We start from the raw sequence: 11,951 nt of genomic DNA, 5'->3' as shown, positions 1-11,951 counted from the left end.
TCCTGTTCAAGACGCTGCCGGCGCAAAACCTTTACGTGCTGGCACAAGGCCGAATTTACGACGGTCGGCAAGGAGAGCGCAATGCTGCACAACGACCCCATCGCCGCCCTCACCCCGCAGGTGGTGGAATGGCGGCATCACATCCACGCCAACCCCGAACTCGGTTTCCAAGAGTATGAGACCGCGCGCTTCGTCGCCGACAAGCTGCGCACCTTCGGGCTCGACGCGGTTCATGAAGGCATAGGCGGCACCGGCGTGGTTGGCGTCCTCAGAGGACGACCAGGCGTGCGCGCCATCGGGCTTCGGGCCGAACTCGATGCCTTGCCCGTGCTGGAGAAGACCGGACTGCCCCACGCGTCGAAAAAAGACGGCGTGATGCATGCCTGCGGCCACGACGGGCACATCGCGATGCTGCTCGGCGCCGCCAAGCTGCTCGCCGACAACAGAGCCTTCGACGGCACCGTCTGTTTCATCTTCCAGCCGGCGGAAGAAAATGAAGGCGGCAGCATGCGGATGATCGAGGACGGACTGTTCGAGCGCTTCCCCGTGGAAGCCGTCTACGCCGTCCACAACTGGCCGGGGCTGCCGCTCGGAAAGATCGCGGCCCGTGCCGGGTCGATGATGGCGGCCGTCGACACTTTCGAACTGACCTTCGAAGGGACCGGCGCACATGCCGCCATGCCGCAGCTTGGCGACGATCCCGTGCTTGCGGCCGGCGCCTTCGTTCAAGCCGTTCAGCGCATCGTCAGCCGTTCGGTCGACCCGCAGGGGGCGCTGGTCGTCTCGATCACGCAGATCCATGGCGGCAATGTCGGCAACATCGTGCCGGGCAAGGTCTGGCTGCAGGGAACCTGCCGCTTCTTCGAGCCCGCTTTGTCGGACCATTGCGAAAGGCTGATCGGCGATATCGCGCAAGGCATTGCGTCGGCGCATGCCCTCACCCCCAAGCTCGCCTACAAGAAAGGCTACCCGCCGCTGGTCAACACGTCAGCCGCGACGGCCCAAGCCGTCCAGGCGGCAACCGCGGTTGTCGGCCGCGAGCAAGTCGAGACCGCATTCAACCCGAGCCTCGGCTGCGAGGATTTTGCCTACATGGTCCGCGAAGCCGGCGGCTGCTATGCCTGGGTCGGCGCAGGAGCGGTCAGACCGGGCGAAGGGCTGCACGGCGATCGCTATGTCTTCAACGACGCCATCGTCCCCACCGTGCTCCGCTATTTCGTCACGCTCGTTGAGCAGACGCTACGCTGACGGCCGAGCGCCTCAGCGCAAGGTCTCGACGTATTTCTCGTGGAAGCTGACATAGCCGGGTTCGACGACTTTGAGATGGCGCTCGATCAGCTGGTGGAAGGCCGGCAGCTGATGGAAGGGCACGCCGGGATAGGCGTGGTGCTCGGCGTGATACGGCATGTTCCAGGCGACTTTGCGCACCAGCCAGTTGGTCAGCGTGGTGCGGGTGTTTTCCAGCATGTTGGCGACAAGCGGGCAGCGGCCATGCTCAGCCAGCAGATAGAGCCTGAGGAAAGGCTGGCCGAGCAGCGCCGGCACGATCCAGACATAGAGCAGTACACTTGCCTCGAACCACAGGGCTAGCGCGGCGACCACGACATAGAAAGCGATCATGGCGCGGGCTTCAGTGCGCACCTTGGGCAGGCCTTTCGGCGGCACGTAGCTGTCGTGGCAGCCGCCAATCGCGTTGGTGTAGAGTGTCTGCAAATGCCCCCACCACACCGGCAGGCCCGAGACGTGGACAATGTATTGCCGCATCGTCTCCGGTTTCGGGAAGGCGAGTTCCGGATCGTTCTCGGGATCCTGGGTGAAACGGTGATGGGCGAAGTGGAAATAGCGAAACCAGTCGGCGGGCAGCGCGATCGCCAGGCTGCAGACCCTTGCGGCGGCATCGTTGAGCCACTGCGTCTCGAACGCCGTCCTGTGCACCGTCTCATGCAGCAGCGTGAACAGGAAGACGATAAGAATGCCTTGCGGCAACATCAACAGCGGCCAGTACGACACCTTGGCCGCAATCAGCCCGCCGATAGCCACAATCGCGCCGAGATGGAAGGCGAGTTGGACCAGACCCGGCTCGTCCGACTTGCCGGTCAGGCGGCTGCGCTGCTCATTGGTCAGGAACGCGATGACGTCGCGATGGTCTCTGGGTTCATACTGGGCCGATACGGTCATGGCACCAAGCTACTCGAATAAGAAAGCTTTCGAAAGACGAGGATTTCTGCGACACAGATAAGCTGACCTTACCTATCGGATCACCCAATGACCGCGCTCCCTTCCCTGAGAGGACTTCAAGCCTTCGAGGCGGCGGCGCGCTCGGGGAGTTTCGCCGCAGCGGCGGATGAGCTCTCGATCTCGGCGGCTGCGGTCAGCCAGCTCATTCGCACCGTCGAGGAGCAGATGGGTCGAAAACTGTTCCATCGCGTCAACCGCCGCGTGGTGCTGACGGAAGCCGGCGTCGAGATGCTGCCCCGGCTGACCCTGGCTTTTCGGGAGATCGGCAGCATCGCGCGTGGCAGCGATGCCTTCCGCCCGCGGCTTGTCATATCGGTGCCGCCGTCCATGGCGATGGGCTGGCTTTCCGAACGTCTCGCCGGCTTTGTGGCCAGCCACGGCGCCGTCGACATATCCCTGCGCGGCGATGACGATCCGGTGCCGTTCGACCGCGAACTGATCGACATCCGGCTGTCCTTCGGCCCGCACTATCGTGAACACCCGACCGAAGACATTGTCAGGGACGCCGTCTACCCCGTCTGCGCGCCAGAACTCACCGCCAAAACCGACAGCCTCGCCGGCCTGCCACTGATTCACACCGACTGGGGACCGACCGGCGCGTCGTTTCCGTCTTGGCGCACCTGGTTCGAGGCGGCGGGCATAGAACCCGGCCGCGCAGTGCAGCGCGGCCTGTCGGCGAACTCGTCGCGGGCAGCGCTCGACCTTGCCATTTCAGGGCTGGGCGTGGCGCTGGCGCAAGGCATTTATTGCGCCGGGGCGCTGGAAGAGGGCCGTTTGGTCCGGGCTAATGCCCTATCGATCGCGCTGCGTCAGCCATATTGCCTGACGATCCCGGAACGCAGTGCAAGGCGCGACCTGGTGGCGGCGTTTCGCAATTGGCTGATTGAGGAATGCCGGCGGTCGGTGGGTTCGCCGGTGCTCGGCTGATGGACCGAACTGCTCAGAGATGGCCGGCCAGTGCGGCGACCATGTCCTTGTTCGTCGCCACGGGAATGATCTCGAACTCCACCAGGTCAGACCATTCGATGACCCAGCGCTGCAGCAGCGTGACGTCATCGGCCTCGACCAGCAGGAAGCAGCGGCTCATATCAGCCGCGATCCAGGAGTGGTGCACGACAAGCGCGTCCGGCTTCAATCTGCCGCGCTCGCCGAAACGGCGGTAGATCTCCTTGCGGTCGCAGCCGGTGAAATCCTCGATGACGATGAACTGCATTTTTCCCGCTCGGTTGAATTACCGCCCGGGACGGCAAACTAACGCCCGGGACGGTCCAGCCGCTCCAGGAACCATTGCGTCAGCCGCACCCAGACTTCGTCCTTTTCGCCGGAATCCTCCCAGCCATGGTCGAGGTTCGGATTGTCGTTGACCTCGATGACGAAGACGCCATCCTTGGTTTCCTTGAGATCGACGCCGTAAAGCCCGTCGCCGATGCAGCGCGCCGCCTTCACCGCGGTGTCGACGACATGCGGCGGCGTCTCTTTCAGCGTGAAGGTCTTGATGCCGCCCTGGTCGGGCTTGCCGCTGGCCTTGTGGTTGACGATCTGCCAGTGTTTTTTCGCCATCAGATAATGCACGGCAAACAGCGGCTGCCCGCCGAGCACGCCGACGCGCCAGTCATATTCGGTCGGGATGAATTTCTGCGCGATCAGGAGATCGGAATCCTCCAGCCACTCGGTGGCGAGCGTCTTCAGTTCTTCGAAGTTGCCGCATTTCTTGACGCCGCGCGAGAACGATGAATCCGGGATCTTCAGCACCAGCGGAAAGCCCAGCGTCTGCGCCGCCAGTTCGAGGTCCGAGGTGCCGGCTATCATCACCGTCGGCGGCACCGGCACCTTGTTGTAGGCCATCAGTTCGTTGAGATAGACCTTGTTGGTGCAGCGGATCATCGACAGCGGGTCGTCGATCACCGGCATGCCTTCCTGCTGGGCGCGGCGCGCGAAGCGGTAGGTGTGGTTTGAGATCGAGGTGGTCTCGCGGATGAACAGCGCGTCGTAATTGGCGAGCTTGGCCAGGTCCTTCCTGGTGATCGGCTCGATTTCGACGCCCATCTTTTCGGCGATCTTGGCCCAGTAACGCAGCGAGGAAATCTCCGACGGCGGCAGTTCCTCATGCGGATCGACCAGCGTGGCGAAGGTGTAGCGTGCCGGCGTGCGGCCCTTGGTGTCGCGCCACTCGCGGTTGGTGTACGTCTCGAGCGCCTGCACGAATAAGGCTTCTTCCTCCTCGGCCATCCTGGCCAGCGGCAGGAAGCCGATCTTGCGGATCGAAGCCCATTCGGCGCTGTCCTTGATGTGAACCTCAAGCGCCGGAGCGCGGAACCAGTCGAACAACAGCTTGGCGAAGCGGTCCCAGACCTTCGACGGTCCGATGCCGAAGAAGATGCAGATTTTTTGCGGGAAAACGCCTCCGAGATCCTTGCGGCACTTGTTGAGCGCCAGCTCCAGTTCCGGCAGCGCGTGCTCGTAGAGCTTGCGCTCGGACAGGTCGATCATCGTCTCGACCGTCGGGATGACCTTGTGGCCGCGCGAACCGGCGAGCAGAGAGGCATAATAGCCGCGGCTCTGGTAGGCGTAATTGTTCGACAGGTTGATGACCTTCGGCTGCTGGCCGCGAAACAGCGCCGGATGCGCAAGATAGTCACGGTTGGTGATGATCTTGTGCGGCGTCGCCGCCGGGTCGAGATCGTTCTGACGGCCGGTGAGGATGACCCAGGTCATTGTTATCAGCGTTTCCCAAGAGTGATGGCAGCACGCAGTCCGTCGCGGCCGAATTGCGCCATGTTCATGAAGATGCCGTGCGGCACGGGAATGTTGGCGGCATCGAGGATGGTCTCCTGTCTTTCGTCCTCGACCCAGGGATCGTGGATCAGGATGTGGTCGCCATCGTCGCCGATAGCCAGCACCCAATGCGGCACCTTCTTGCCGAACATCAGGAAGCCGCTGATCAGCACCAGCACCAGTTTTCCCTGAGCCAGGGCGCCGCGGATATCGTCGATGGTGAATGGACGGAAATTCACCGGGATGCCGTAAAGTTCCGCGCGGCGGCGAAAGTCCACCTGGGCAAGTTCCATCACCCGGCGCTTGTCGTCGCTGCGCACCGATTGCAAGAACAGCGCGCCATAGAAGGACACGAAGATTTCCGCCGCAAGCCCGCTTTCGTAGCCGGAAACCGCAAGGCCGAAGGGCTCGCAGCCGCCTGGGCCGGACATCATGAACACGGTCGTTGCCTCGCGCCATAGGCGGATTTCCATGACCGGATCGGGCACGAAGCCGGAATCGAAATTGGCCATCGCCATCATCAGGCAGCATGGACCGCAGGTGAACTCGCAGGTCTGCTGGTAGAATGGGACCTTGGTGGCGACCGGAATATCGCCGCGCAAGGTCTTTTCGTAGCGCAGCGCGGTGGCGCCATCCTCGTAATAGTGAGGCTCGCGACCGATCTTGCGGTAGCCGCTCTGCTCATAGATGCCAATGGCGCGAAGATTGTCCTCGCGCACTTCGAGACGCAACATCATGCGGTCGTGCTCGAAGGCAGCTTCTTCGGCCGCTGCAAGCAGCATGCGGCCAAAGCCGCGGCCGCTGAAAAACGGGCTGGTGGCAAGCGAATAGAGCCGGGCGACGCCGCTGCCCTTGCGAAACAGCACGATGGCGTAGCCGGCGACACGACCATCGCTTTCGGCGACCAGCATCTCGGCTGTCTCGCGTTCGATCAACAAGCGGAAGGAGCGCCGGGAAATGCGGTCACTGGAAAAGACCGCCTTCTCGATGGCGGCGAGGTCATCGACGTCGGACGCGCGGGCCTTGCGAATCTCGGCAGGCATGCGGGTTTGGAAAACCTCGATTGGGTGGAGGAAAAGACCGCAGTCAAAAACGTCGCAAACATCAGCCGAAACGCCGATATCCATCAAGCGCTATCGCACTTCGAATAGGGCCGAATTGTGACACTTTCTACCCCGGCGCATTCCCGAAACGGAATGCGCTTAACTGGCGATACCAGCCAGAAGCTGACCGTAGGCCCGCTTGGCGACCGCAGCCAGTTGCTCGCGCGGCAGCGAGCCGACGACGGCGCAGGCATAGCCCTTGTCCAGCCAGTAGACCGCCTCGGGGCCGTCGGCCTCGGCCATGTAGGTGCCCTTGGACTTGGCTGAGGAATCAGCGGTAACGAACAAGGAGATGCGCTGACCCTTGGCGTCCTCGTAAAGCAGCATCGCTGCCTTGCCCTGGCCGGCGGGCAGCAGCCGGCCGCCAACCAGCTGGAAGCCTTCCGCCACCAGATCCGGCGCCACCAGTTTCAGGCCGACGCGGTTGGACAGCCAGGTCTGCAGGTGATCCTTGTCGCTTGCCGGCACTTCCACCGCATGGCGCTGTTCGGCGGCATAGATGACATGGGCGGCGATCGCCTCTTCGGCCAGTTGGTCATCGGCGCCATCTTCCCTGCCGATGCCGTCGATGCCGGCAAAATAGCCGCCAAGACCGCCGATGACGAGCACTGCGGCCGCCGCGGGCGCAAGCCACCAGCGCGACTGCCGCGCCGCCGCTTTGGTCGCGCCTTCACCGCTAACGATCTGCTTGAACAGCACCGGCACGGGCTCGTCGAGCACACCGGCAAAGGCGGCGCGCAACGCGGTGCGGTCGGCGGTGTAGCGGGCGCTTTTGGCCTTCATTTCGGGATTGGCGTCGATCCAGGCGTCGTAGGCGGCGCGCTCGTCGCCCGGCAGCTCGCCGTCGAGAGCCATGTGGATATCGCGTTCGGAAAAATCGCGGCGGGTCATTTCTCGACGATCCTTATCGAGCGGCGGCGCGCCGTGTCATCGAGCAGGCTGCGCAGCTCCTCGCGTCCGCGCGCTATGCGCGACATCAGCGTGCCGGCGGGCACGCCGAGAATGTTGGCGGCTTCGGCATAGGAGAATCCTTCGATGGCGACCATGACGAGAGCGGCGCGACGGTCGGGGCTGATCGCCTGCAATGCGTCGATGATCTCGCGCGAGGCGGCGTTCTCCGCCTGCTCGGCGGGGACTGCCTGCGCCTCGTTTGCGTCAAGCGGCAGGATCGCCGCCTCACCGCGCCGGTTCACCTTGCGCATCTGATCGATGAACAAATGATGCATGATCGTAAACAGCCACCTCCGGGGGCTTTCTCCTGTCTGCCAGCTTTCAAGCCGCAAGAGCGCTCGTTCGAGGCAATCCTGGACGAGATCGTCGGCGGATTCGCGGTCGCGCAGAAGCGAGCGTGCGTAGCGGCGCAAGCGCGGTATTTCGCCAAGGATTGCTGCCTTCTTTTCGTCCATGACCGCTGGTTCTGAGGTCGCCCTTGTTTAACCCGATTGAACGCGCCTTCCCGGCGCGGCGCAAGCGGCCAGCGCGAAGCGGTCTGCCGCCCCGGTCACCCAAGCACTGAGATAACGAGGTGATCGGCTAAATTATTCCCCGCAATCAACAAGAGGGCCGAATTATCCTAAATCGGTCTGCGCGAAATCATGGCCTTTGTATAGCAGTGGAAGATCGCGGCTTTTCGCGCAGGCGTAAGCAAAACAGTCCCCGAGATTCAGATCCGCCTTGTGGCCAACGGCTTTGCCGTAACGGGCACTCGCGTCAATGGCCCGAGAGCTGATGTTGTCGTCAATGGCCAGACTCTCTCCCATGATCTCCACAATGAACTCATCGATCAGATCGCGGGCATGGAGAAGGGCTTCAGCGCTGGGTCTGCGCGGGCCGGCGCCAGCCCGTGCCAATGCCTGTGTTGCTTCGAAGTGAACCAACGGAGAAACCCAGACCCGCCCGGAAAAACCGGATAGCTGCTTCAGCAATTCCTCCCACCCAGGTTCCTGGTTGAGAATGGCGACGATCACCGACGCGTCGACAAACATCAGTCTTCCCACAGCTCGTCGGTGAACTTCTTCATATCGAAATCGGGATTGGGCAGGCCAAGCTTCCTGGCCCTGTCCTGAAGACTGGCGATCCGATCGCGCAGCGGCACCTTCGCCCGATTGCGCTCAAGTTCGTGCACGAGCGCGACCCGCACCGCCTCCGTTTTGCTCGGAGCGTTCGTCTCGCGTTGCAATCTGCTGGCCAGCGCATCCACTTCGTCGTCGCGGATATAGAGCGGCATCGAATATCCTCCGTTGGATATTCATATATTCCATCTCGTATATCACCTCAAGTTGCAGCGTTGGCCTCCCTCGCCGCCCGCGTCAGCAGCCGCTGGTAGAACAGGCCGATGCCGATCAGCACGGCGCCAAGACCGATGAAGGACAGCGCCCTGAGCACGCCTTCCAGTTCCGACATGTCGAACAGGAAGACTTTTACCACGGCAATCGCGATCAGCGCCGCCGAGGCAATGCGCAGCACCTGCGACTTCAGCCAGACGCCGGCGGTCAGCAGCACGACGCCGATGATCAGCCAGAGCGCCGAATAGGTGTAGGTCTCGAGCTGCCCGAGGCCGCTCCACAGGCCGATGAACTCGCCCTTGAACACGCGCCTGACCGACAGTGTGGCGTAGGCGAAGACAAGCAATGCCGCCACCACCGCCAGCATCTGCGCATACCATGGCGGCCGCTTGTCCCTGGCATAGAGCGCCAGCCCGCCGGCGGCTATGGCCGGCAACAGGTAAGCCAGGAACAAGAGGTTGAACACCGGGATCTGGCCGGTCGATTCGTCGGTGAACAGCGGATTGAGCACCAGGAAATGCTGGAGGACGATGAAGGCGACCGAGAGCACGCCGGCGGCCATCGAGCCGTAGCGCAGCACAGAGCTTGGCGAGCGCATGTCGATCGCCAACAGTATTGCGCCGGCGCCGATGGCGATCAGCGTATAGATCGCCTGTTCGGCGAGCGTCACCGGGCCGGTGTCGATGACGCCACCATGCATGGCGTGGCGCACCAGCATGGCAACGGTGAGCAGCGCGAAAAGGGCTGCACCCGCTTCCATGGCCAGGCGCGGCCGGTCATTTGTGGTGCGGGCGAGTTGCCAGGCGGCAAAGCCGAAGGCCAGCGCCGGCACGCCGTATCCCGGCAGCAGCCAGTTGAACACCGGCGTCGTCGTCAGGAACTCGGCGCCGACGATGGTCGGATCGAAGGCGACGCGGCCGAGCACGGCGGCGACCGCGCCGACCGAAATCCAGCCCAGCACGGGATAAGAACGCCAACGCGTCGCCAGCGCCGGCACGATGGCGGCAACGCCGGCAAGAATGGTCGTCCAGCCGGATCCGAAGGCCATGTGCAGCATCAGCAGGCCGGCCAGAGCCGAGCCGCAAAGCGCGAAGGAGACGGCAATGTCGCCCTTGAGCGGCGGCTGTTCGGCGCGCGCGATCCATTCGCCACCGGCAGCGAAGACAACAACCAGAAGGGCAGCTATCGCTGCGTAGACAAGGTCGCGGTCGAGATTGCCGTAGGCGAGCCACAGCGTCAGCAGAATAAGCAGCGGCGCAGCGACGCCCCATGCCGCCCAGCATGCCGCGCGGACCCGTGCTGAGGCGGCGAAGCGGCGTGCGGCCCAGAAGCCGGCGCCGATGAAAACCAGGCCGAGGGCAATGCCGATGCGCAGCGTCAACGGATTTCCGGCCGCCACCGGCATGCCGTCAAAGCCGATATTCCCCTGGGTTATGTCGGAGCCGATGGTGGTGGGCGGAATGATGCCGAGATGGATCATCACGCTCACCACGCCGGCGGCATGCAGCAGCGGCAGCGCGCGCGGCCGGTAGAGTGCGGTGGCGACAAGGGCGACGAGGACGAAGGCGCCCGGCAAGGCGCCACCGGCGGCGACCAGCGTCGTGTCGACGGACAGGCCTAGCGCTGAAAACGCAACGAAAACGCCTGGCACGATAGAGGGCCAGTCGAAGCCGGTCTTCGCCGTCTCCGCTTCGCTGTCACGTGTGCCCAGCCAGACAAAGGCAAGCACCGCCAGCGTCACCGCGTCGATGAACAGGATGACGGCAAGGTCGGCGACTAGCGTGCTCATCATGTAGACGATGGTCCAGGCGCCGGTGCCGAAGAAGGCCGCCGCAATCAGGAATTTCCAGTCGCGAATGCGGGCGATCACGGCTGTAGCGGCAAGCACGATCGCCAGGTAGACGAACAGCGCCCATGGGTTGGGCGCCTGCGAGGACACAAGCGCCGGCGTCGCCATCGAGCCGACGAGACCGATGCCGGCCAGGGCCTGGCCGTGGACGAGGGCGGCGACAATGGTCGCCACGCCGATGGCGCCGAGCACGGTGAAGGCGAAGGCCGGCCCGACGAAACCGTAAATGGCATGCGCGGCATAGACCGTACCGAACAGGATGAAGGCGCCGGCAGCCGTCAGGATCGCCGGAATATAGGCGCCTGCAGCCCCTTGCACCGGCACCTTGAAGCCGGTGCGGCGGATGAACTCGCCGCCGCCGATCAGCACCAGGCCGAGCAGCGCCGCCAGGGACAGCCGCACTTCAGGGCCGAAAATGCCGGCCTCGATGGTGTAGCGGATCAGGAACAGGCCGCCCAGGGCCAGCGCGACGCCGCCGACCCAGACCGCCCAACGGGTGCCGAGCGCCGTTTCGACCTCTGACTGGCGGGCTGCCTTCGCCGTGGCGGCAGGCGCGGATCCGGTGAATGCCGCCTTGGCCGCGGCCGACAGTTCTGGCACGGCCTCGCTGGTGGCCGCATCGGCTTCGGCGGCCGGTGCCTGGGCATGTGCCGCGTCGGCTGTTGTTGGCGAAGCTATGTCGGCAACTGGTGCGGTGGCCTGAGCGGCATCCGCCGGTGCGCTTGCAACCTGCTCGACCGGTTTGGCAACGGGCGGTGTCGCATGCACGCCGGACAGAACCAGGCTGCGCAGCGCTCCGAGCTCGCGCTCGATCAGACTGACGCGGCCCTGCTGGCGCAAGACGAGGACAAAAAGCACGATAACGACGACGGCGCCAATCAGGCTTTCAAACATCGCGGTTCCCCCAAACCAGGCCAGTTTTCACTGACAATTGCGGCGGCCACACGGCCACCCCAGACGGCTATTCAAGTCACGCCACCGCAATGGTGGCCGAAAAGAAGTTATCGAGCATGTTTCGTCGGCAAATTCCAGCGGCCTACGGTCTTTATCCTCACCCATCATCTGAGATAGCCAGGAATGGCATGCCGCCGCCACTTGCCCAGGAGCCATGCTATCCTCGGATGAACTGTGGGGAAATCGAATGCCGAAACGAAGTGCAGGGCTGCTGATCCACCGGACAAGGGCCGGCATTCTCGAATTTCTGCTCGTCCATCCCGGCGGCCCATTCTGGGCAAGGAAGGATGAAGGCGCTTGGTCGATCCCCAAGGGCCTCGTCGAGGACAATGAAGATGAGTTGGCCGCCGCCCGGCGCGAGGCTGGGGAAGAACTCGGAGTCAGCATCGAGGGTGATTTCGAGCCTGTCGGCAGCTATCGGCAAGCCGGCGGCAAGATCGTCATCGCCTGGAGTGTCGAAGCCGATTTCGATCCCGATGCCGTTAAAAGCAACATGTTCACGATGGAATGGCCGCCCAGGTCAGGCGTGACGAGGGAATTTCCCGAAATCGACAGGGCCGGCTGGTTTTCCTTCGCGGAGGCCAGCCTCAAGATCCTCGGCGGTCAGCGCGCCATCCTCGATGATTTCATGGAGCATCGCAAGGCCGGCTGAGGCTCTTGCCCTACGAGTACCCCACCCTAACCCTCCCCACAAGGGGGAGGGAATGCTGCCGCATGCAGCTTTTGCTGTGAACCTGGACGGTTGCG

At 63.5% G+C, this 11,951-nt stretch carries 12 protein-coding genes; 3 read left to right on the top strand and 9 right to left on the bottom strand.

Annotated features, from left to right (window positions below):
• Nucleotides 1-81 precede the first annotated feature (81 nt).
• Complete coding sequence (locus tag NKJ80_RS04500; protein WP_352497150.1) at nucleotides 82-1,248, top strand: amidohydrolase; 1,167 nt, start codon at nucleotides 82-84, stop codon at nucleotides 1,246-1,248.
• A 12-nt stretch (nucleotides 1,249-1,260) separates the two neighbouring features.
• On the opposite strand, the gene NKJ80_RS04495 is transcribed toward NKJ80_RS04500, so the two are convergent.
• A complete protein-coding gene (locus tag NKJ80_RS04495) occupies nucleotides 1,261-2,178 on the bottom strand; it encodes a fatty acid desaturase family protein (protein ID WP_352497149.1) in 918 nt (305 codons plus the stop codon).
• Nucleotides 2,179-2,265: 87 nt separating this feature from the next.
• On the opposite strand from NKJ80_RS04495, the gene NKJ80_RS04490 reads away from it, so the two are divergent.
• Entirely contained in the window at nucleotides 2,266-3,165 is a 900-nt protein-coding gene (locus NKJ80_RS04490; RefSeq protein WP_023731426.1) for a LysR substrate-binding domain-containing protein, read from the top strand.
• 13 nt (nucleotides 3,166-3,178) lie between these two features.
• Here NKJ80_RS04490 and NKJ80_RS04485 read toward each other — a convergent pair whose 3' ends face one another.
• The 8 genes from NKJ80_RS04485 to NKJ80_RS04450 all read right to left on the bottom strand — a co-directional run bounded on the left by NKJ80_RS04485 (nucleotide 3,179) and on the right by NKJ80_RS04450 (nucleotide 11,144).
• Nucleotides 3,179-3,451: a DUF3303 domain-containing protein gene (locus tag NKJ80_RS04485; protein ID WP_023670254.1), complete on the bottom strand. Its 273-nt coding sequence runs from the start codon at nucleotides 3,449-3,451 to the stop codon at nucleotides 3,179-3,181.
• Between the two features lie 38 nt (nucleotides 3,452-3,489).
• On the bottom strand, nucleotides 3,490-4,953 hold the full coding sequence (locus NKJ80_RS04480; protein WP_023692866.1) for a RimK family ATP-grasp domain-containing protein: 1,464 nt from the start codon (nucleotides 4,951-4,953) through the stop codon (nucleotides 3,490-3,492).
• A gap of 5 nt (nucleotides 4,954-4,958) precedes the next feature.
• A complete protein-coding gene (locus NKJ80_RS04475) occupies nucleotides 4,959-6,056 on the bottom strand; it encodes a peptidase C39 family protein (protein ID WP_023820178.1) in 1,098 nt (365 codons plus the stop codon).
• Nucleotides 6,057-6,215: 159 nt separating this feature from the next.
• Complete coding sequence (locus NKJ80_RS04470; protein ID WP_023709777.1) at nucleotides 6,216-7,007, bottom strand: anti-sigma factor family protein; 792 nt, start codon at nucleotides 7,005-7,007, stop codon at nucleotides 6,216-6,218.
• On the bottom strand, nucleotides 7,004-7,522 hold the full coding sequence (locus NKJ80_RS04465; RefSeq protein WP_023670250.1) for an RNA polymerase sigma factor: 519 nt from the start codon (nucleotides 7,520-7,522) through the stop codon (nucleotides 7,004-7,006). Before NKJ80_RS04465 ends, NKJ80_RS04470 begins: the two co-directional genes overlap by 4 nt.
• Nucleotides 7,523-7,684: 162 nt before the next feature.
• A complete protein-coding gene (locus NKJ80_RS04460) occupies nucleotides 7,685-8,101 on the bottom strand; it encodes a type II toxin-antitoxin system VapC family toxin (RefSeq protein ID WP_352497148.1) in 417 nt (138 codons plus the stop codon).
• Nucleotides 8,101-8,343, bottom strand: a complete 243-nt coding sequence (locus NKJ80_RS04455; protein ID WP_023687289.1) for a type II toxin-antitoxin system VapB family antitoxin — start codon at nucleotides 8,341-8,343, stop codon at nucleotides 8,101-8,103. Before NKJ80_RS04455 ends, NKJ80_RS04460 begins: the two co-directional genes overlap by 1 nt.
• A 47-nt stretch (nucleotides 8,344-8,390) precedes the next feature.
• Nucleotides 8,391-11,144 (bottom strand): DUF2339 domain-containing protein, encoded by a 2,754-nt coding sequence (locus tag NKJ80_RS04450; RefSeq protein ID WP_352497147.1) that lies wholly within the window; start codon nucleotides 11,142-11,144, stop codon nucleotides 8,391-8,393.
• A 247-nt stretch (nucleotides 11,145-11,391) separates the two neighbouring features.
• Between NKJ80_RS04450 and NKJ80_RS04445 the strand changes: the two genes are divergently transcribed.
• On the top strand, nucleotides 11,392-11,856 hold the full coding sequence (locus NKJ80_RS04445) for an NUDIX hydrolase (RefSeq protein WP_023687287.1): 465 nt from the start codon (nucleotides 11,392-11,394) through the stop codon (nucleotides 11,854-11,856).
• Nucleotides 11,857-11,951 lie beyond the last annotated feature (95 nt).

It is taken from the genome of Mesorhizobium sp. M0030 (assembly GCF_040323695.1).
Taxonomy (GTDB): Bacteria; Pseudomonadota; Alphaproteobacteria; order Rhizobiales; family Rhizobiaceae; genus Mesorhizobium.
The sequence above is the reverse complement of the archived record's forward strand: the minus strand, read 5'-3'. Positions and strand labels throughout refer to the sequence as shown.

Coding starts and splice junctions, on each gene's coding strand:
- NKJ80_RS04500 (WP_352497150.1), top strand. CDS start 82: ATGCTGCACAACGACCCCATCGCCGCCCTCACCCCGCAGGTGGTGGAA.
- NKJ80_RS04495 (WP_352497149.1), bottom strand. CDS start 2,178: ATGACCGTATCGGCCCAGTATGAACCCAGAGACCATCGCGACGTCATC.
- NKJ80_RS04490 (WP_023731426.1), top strand. CDS start 2,266: ATGACCGCGCTCCCTTCCCTGAGAGGACTTCAAGCCTTCGAGGCGGCG.
- NKJ80_RS04485 (WP_023670254.1), bottom strand. CDS start 3,451: ATGCAGTTCATCGTCATCGAGGATTTCACCGGCTGCGACCGCAAGGAG.
- NKJ80_RS04480 (WP_023692866.1), bottom strand. CDS start 4,953: ATGACCTGGGTCATCCTCACCGGCCGTCAGAACGATCTCGACCCGGCG.
- NKJ80_RS04475 (WP_023820178.1), bottom strand. CDS start 6,056: ATGCCTGCCGAGATTCGCAAGGCCCGCGCGTCCGACGTCGATGACCTC.
- NKJ80_RS04470 (WP_023709777.1), bottom strand. CDS start 7,007: ATGACCCGCCGCGATTTTTCCGAACGCGATATCCACATGGCTCTCGAC.
- NKJ80_RS04465 (WP_023670250.1), bottom strand. CDS start 7,522: ATGGACGAAAAGAAGGCAGCAATCCTTGGCGAAATACCGCGCTTGCGC.
- NKJ80_RS04460 (WP_352497148.1), bottom strand. CDS start 8,101: ATGTTTGTCGACGCGTCGGTGATCGTCGCCATTCTCAACCAGGAACCT.
- NKJ80_RS04455 (WP_023687289.1), bottom strand. CDS start 8,343: ATGCCGCTCTATATCCGCGACGACGAAGTGGATGCGCTGGCCAGCAGA.
- NKJ80_RS04450 (WP_352497147.1), bottom strand. CDS start 11,144: ATGTTTGAAAGCCTGATTGGCGCCGTCGTCGTTATCGTGCTTTTTGTC.
- NKJ80_RS04445 (WP_023687287.1), top strand. CDS start 11,392: ATGCCGAAACGAAGTGCAGGGCTGCTGATCCACCGGACAAGGGCCGGC.